At 73.9% G+C, this 5,318-nt stretch carries 5 protein-coding genes; 4 read left to right on the forward strand and 1 reads right to left on the reverse strand.

The window, feature by feature from the left end:
* Positions 1–38: 38 nt before the first annotated feature.
* Complete coding sequence (locus ACFWEG_RS28075; RefSeq protein WP_387220664.1) at positions 39–1,535, reverse strand: PLP-dependent aminotransferase family protein; 1,497 nt, start codon at positions 1,533–1,535, stop codon at positions 39–41.
* 190 nt (positions 1,536–1,725) lie between these two features.
* Here ACFWEG_RS28075 and ACFWEG_RS28080 point away from each other — a divergent pair, with 190 nt between their 5' ends.
* The 4 genes from ACFWEG_RS28080 to ACFWEG_RS28095 all read left to right on the forward strand — a co-directional run bounded on the left by ACFWEG_RS28080 (position 1,726) and on the right by ACFWEG_RS28095 (position 5,271).
* Complete coding sequence (locus ACFWEG_RS28080; protein ID WP_387220673.1) at positions 1,726–2,427, forward strand: YitT family protein; 702 nt, start codon at positions 1,726–1,728, stop codon at positions 2,425–2,427.
* 10 nt (positions 2,428–2,437) lie between these two features.
* Positions 2,438–3,250, forward strand: a complete 813-nt coding sequence (locus ACFWEG_RS28085) for a glycerophosphodiester phosphodiesterase family protein (protein ID WP_387220667.1) — start codon at positions 2,438–2,440, stop codon at positions 3,248–3,250.
* A gap of 26 nt (positions 3,251–3,276) precedes the next feature.
* Complete coding sequence (locus ACFWEG_RS28090; RefSeq protein WP_387220670.1) at positions 3,277–4,629, forward strand: MFS transporter; 1,353 nt, start codon at positions 3,277–3,279, stop codon at positions 4,627–4,629.
* A 267-nt stretch (positions 4,630–4,896) separates the two neighbouring features.
* Positions 4,897–5,271: an RNA polymerase-binding protein RbpA gene (locus ACFWEG_RS28095; protein WP_026278069.1), complete on the forward strand. Its 375-nt coding sequence runs from the start codon at positions 4,897–4,899 to the stop codon at positions 5,269–5,271.
* Positions 5,272–5,318 lie beyond the last annotated feature (47 nt).

Here is a 5,318-nt window from a genome sequence, read left to right on the forward strand (position 1 = left end):
GAAGGGGGCCGGGGGCGCGAAGCCACCGGCCCCCTTCGTCATGCCACGAACGTCCGGGGCGTCTCGTACCCCGCGCCCGCGCCCGTCCGCACCAGCCGCGCCGCGGCCGACAGCCGCACCGCCGCCTCGTCCGCCAGCGCCCCGCCGACGGTGAACGGCAGCCGCACGTACCCCTCGAAGGCCCCGTCGACGCCGAACCGCGGCCCCGACGGCACCCGGACACCGACCCGTTCGCCGACCTCGGCGAGGCGGGACCCCGACAGGCCGCCGGCCCGGGCCCACAGCGTCAGCCCGCCCTTCGGCACGTGGAACTCCCACTCCGGCAGCTCGCGGCGCACGGCGGCGACCAGGGTGTCGCGGTTCTCCCGCGCCTGCGCCCGGCGCATCGCGATGGCCTCCTCCCAGCCCCCGGTGGAAAGGAGCCAGCTCACCGCGAGCTGCTCCACGACCGGGGTCCCGAGGTCGGCGTAGGCGCGGGCGGCCACCAGGCTGCGGATCACGTCCGGTGCGGCCCGCACCCAGCCGATGCGCATCCCCGCCCAGAACGCCTTGCTCGCCGAGCCGACCGTGATCACGCCCGCGCCCGCCGGGTCGAAGGCGCAGACCGGCCGCGGCATCTCCACGTCGTCGAGGCGGAGCTCGGTCATGGTCTCGTCGACGACCAGGACCGTGCCCGCCGAGCGGGCGGCGTCCACGAGCCCGCGGCGCTGCTCCTCGGTGGCCAGCGCCCCGGTCGGGTTGTGGAAGTCGGCGACGACGTAGGCCAGCCGCGGCGCGGCCTCCCGCAGGACCTGCCGCCAGCGGTCCAGCTCCCAGCCGGCCAGGCCGTCGGCCATGGCGACGGGGACCAGCCGGGCGCCCGCCTCCCGCATCAGCTGCAGGATGTTGGCGTAGCTCGGCGACTCGACCGCGATCCGCTCGCCGCGCCCGGCGAAGAGGTGGCAGATGGCGTCGATCGCGCCCATCGCGCCGGTGGTGACCATGATCTGCTCGGGCATGGTGGGCACCCCGCGGGCGGTGTAGCGCTCGGCGATGATCTGCCGGAGCACCGGCAGGCCGGCCGGGTAGTCGCCGTGGGTGTGCGCGTACGGCGGCAGCTCCTCCAGGGCGCCCTGCACCGCGCGGGTGAGCCACGGTTCGGGGGCGGGCAGCGAGGCGCAGCCCAGGTCGATCATCGAGCCGACCGATTCCGGCGGCAGTGGCTCCAGGCCCCGCGCGGGGAGCGGGTTGCCGGCCGGGACCGCCGTCCAGCTGCCGGCGCCGCGGCGCGACTCCAGGAAGCCCTCCGCGCGCAGCGCCTCGTACGCGGCGGCCACCGTGGTCCGGCTGACGGTCATCGCCGCGGCGAGCTCGCGCTCCGCGGGCAGCCGGGAGGCGACCGGGATGCGGCCCTCCAGGACGAGCAGCCGGATGCCGTCGGCGAGCGCCCGGTAGGCGGGCGGTCGACGGGTGCCGGGGCCCGCCGGCCGGTCCTGCTGGGAGGCGAGCAGCCGGGCGAGCTGCGCCGCGCCCACCGCTGAGGTCCACTGAGCCACGATTTCGGTCCACCTTCCTGGAATTGGCCATGGAAGGCCCTTCCAACCGAGCCACAGAGTGTCATGCATCAGGCCAACGACACCAGGGGGACCCGTGCTCACTCCATCGAAGCCCGCCCGACCGACGTCCGCACGCCCGGCCGCCGCACGCCCGGCCGCCGACCGCCGGACCCGCCGTCCGAGGCGGCACCTGACCCGCCGGCTCGTGCAGCTCTACGCGGGACTCCTCCTCTACGGGGCCAGCTCGGCCCTCCTGGTGCGGTCGGGGCTCGGACTCGAACCGTGGAACGTCCTGCACCAGGGCCTGTCGGAGCTGACCGGCCTCTCCATGGGCGTCGTCCTGACGATCGTCGGCGCGGTGGTGCTCCTGCTCTGGATCCCGCTGCGGCAGCGTCCCGGGCTCGGCACCGTCTCCAACGTGCTGGTCATCGGGGCCGCCATGGACGCCTCCCTCGCCGTGGTCCCCGACGCGCAGGCCATGGCGCTGCGGATCGCCCTGCTGGTGGCAGGCGTGGTCCTGAACGGGGCCGCCACCGGCCTCTACATCGCCGCCCGCTTCGGCCCCGGCCCGCGCGACGGCCTGATGACGGGCCTGCACCGGCTGACCGGGCGGTCGATCCGGCTGGTGCGGACCGGCGTCGAGTTCACCGTGGTGGCCACCGGCTTCCTGCTCGGCGGCACGGTCGGCGTCGGCACTCTCGCGTACGCGCTGGCCATCGGCCCGCTCGCCCAGCTCTTCCTGCGCGTGTTCACCGTGCCGGAGGCCCCCCGGGCGGACGGCCCCGCTCCCGCTGCCGCCGGACCGGACCGGCCGGCGGAGGGCGACGAAGCAGCCGGACGGATCGTGGCGGGTTCCCGCCCCCGGGGGACGGTGTCCGAGCCGGTGGGGTGATACTGCCCCGATGATCAGCTCCCCCCGCGACCCGCGCGACCGGCACCCGTTCCTGGACCACCCGGCGCCCCTCGCCTTCGCCCACCGCGGCGGGGCCGGCGACGGGCCGGCGGACGGCGTGCCGGGGGCCGGTCTCCTGGAGAACACCGTCCCCGCCTTCCGCAACGCCGTGGACCAGGGCTACCGCTACCTGGAGACCGACGTGCACGTCACGGCCGACGGCCGGCTCGTCGCCTTCCACGACCCGACCCTGGACCGGATGACCGACCACCGCGGGACGATCGCCCGGCTGCCGTGGTCGGCCGTGGCGAAGGCCCGCGTGGGCGGCCGCGAGCCGATCCCGCTCTTCGAGGAGCTGCTGGAGGAGTTCCCCGAGGCCCGCTGGAACATCGACGTCAAGGCGGAGGCGGCCCTGCTCCCGCTGATCGACCTCATCGGCCGCACCGACTCCTGGGACCGCGTCTGCGTCGGCTCCTTCGCGGAGCACCGCGCGGCCCGGGCCCGCCGCCTCGGCGGCCCCCGGCTCGCCACCTCCTACGGCGCCGCCGCCGTCCTCGCCCTGCGGCTGCGCTCGTACGGGCCGCCGGTCCCGTTGCGCGGTTCGGGCGTCTGCGTCCAGGTCCCCGAGACGCACGGCGGGATCCGGGTGGTGGACGAGCGCTTCGTGCGGGCCGCGCACGCCCGCGGGCTACAGGTGCACGTGTGGACCGTCAACGACCCGGCCGGGATGAGGCGCCTCCTCGACCTGGGCGTGGATGGCATCATGACCGATCGGACGACGGCGCTGCGCTCCGTGCTCACCGACCGGGGGGCGTGGGCCTGACGGCGCGACGGGGACGGGAGCACGGGGTGGGCTCGGACACCAGGGCGGCGGCGGAGCAGGCGCCGAACGGCCACGACCGGCGGCGCGAGCAGCGCGGCTGGTACTTCTACGACTGGGCCTGCTCGGTCTACTCCACCACCGTCCTCACGGTGTTCCTCGGCCCGTACCTCACCTCGGTCGCGGAGAACGCCGCCGACGCCGAGGGGTTCGTGCACCCGCTGGGGGTCCCCGTACGGGCCGGGTCGTTCTTCCCCTACTGCGTCTCGGTCTCGATCGTGCTGGCGATCCTGCTGATGCCGCTGGCCGGCGCGCTCGCCGACCGCACCGGCCGCAAGAAGCCGTTGCTCGCGGCGGCCGCGTACACCGGGGCCTGCGCGACGGCGGCGATGTTCCTGCTCGACGGCGACCGCTACCTCCTGGGCGGCCTGCTGCTGATCGTCGCCAACGCCTCGCTCGCGGTGTCGATGGTCCTCTACAACGCGTTCCTGCCGCAGATCGCCGCCCCGGCGGAGCGGGACACGGTCTCTTCGCGCGGCTGGGCCTTCGGCTACGCCTCGGGCTCGCTGATGCTGGTCGTCAACCTGGTCCTCTACTCGGGCCACGACTCCTTCGGCCTGTCGGAGTCCGAGGCCGTGCGGATCTGCCTGGCCTCCGCGGGCGTCTGGTGGGGCGCCTGGGCGCTGATCCCGCTGCGCGCGCTGCGCGACCGCCGTGCGGCGCCCGGGGCGGGGCCCGCGGTCAACGGCTGGAGGCAGCTCGCCGCGACCCTGCGCGAGATGCGCCGCCGCCCGCTGACCCTCGCCTTCCTGCTCGCCTACCTCTGCTACAACGACGGCATCCAGACCGTGATCAGCCAGGCCTCCGTCTACGGTTCGCGGGAGCTGGGGCTCGACCAGACGACGCTGATCGTCGCGATCCTGCTCGTCCAGGTGCTCGCCGTCGGCGGCGCACTGGGCCTCGGCCGGCTGGCCCGGGTGTACGGGGCCAAGCGGACGATCCTCGGCTCGCTGGTCGCCTGGACGCTGGTCCTTCTCGCCGCCTTCTTCCTGCCGGCGCGGGCCCCGGTGTTCTTCTTCGTCCTGGCCGCGGTGATCGGCCTCGGGCTCGGCGGCAGCCAGGCCCTGTCCCGCTCGCTGTTCTCGCACCTGATCCCGCCGGGCAAGGAGGCGGAGTACTTCTCCGCCTACGAGATGAGCGACCGGGGGATGAGCTGGCTGGGCCCGCTGATCTTCGGCCTGACCTACCAGCTGACGGGCAGCTACCGGGACGCGATCCTCTCGCTGATCGTCTTCTTCCTGATCGGTTTCGCCCTCCTTGCGCGCATTCCGGTCAGGAGTGCGATCGCGGCGACGGGGAACCCGGTACCCGAACGGATTTAGCCCTTGCGGTCGAAGGCCGCTAGTGTACGTCTTCGGCCTGCCGGGCGGACCGTTACTGCGCGCCTCACGGCACGGGACACCGAGTCACAACTAGTGTCAGATGTGACGAACCGGACGCCGGTGGGTACCAGGATTTTCTGTAAGGCAGCGGCACGACGGACGACGCACGACCCGCAACGGGAATCTTCGACGCCGACCGGACGTTGACCGGTATGACGACGACAGCGACACCTGTCCTGTGGGCGACAAGCCCGGGAGGCACGATTCATGAGTGAGCGAGCTCTACGCGGCACGCGCCTCGTGGTGACAAGCTACGAGACGGACCGCGGCATCGACTTGGCTCCGCGCCAGGCCGTGGAGTACGCATGCGAGAAGGGCCATCGCTTCGAGATGCCCTTCTCGGTGGAGGCGGAGATCCCGCCGGAGTGGGAGTGCAAGGTCTGCGGAAGCCAGGCACTCCTGGTGGACGGAGACGGCCCCGAGGAGAAGAAGGGCAAGCCCGCGCGCACGCACTGGGACATGCTCATGGAGCGCCGCACGCGTGAGGAGCTCGAAGAGGTCCTCGCCGAGCGACTCGCGGTCCTCCGCTCGGGCGCGATGAACATCGCGGTCCACCCCCGGGACAGCCGCAAGTCCGCCTGACCCCGTACGACCGGCAACGGCCGGGGGCCCGCACCCTTCACAGGGTG

Origin of the sequence: Streptomyces sp. NPDC060194 (genome assembly GCF_042728285.1) — a bacterium.
GTDB lineage: Bacteria > Actinomycetota > Actinomycetes > Streptomycetales > Streptomycetaceae > Streptomyces.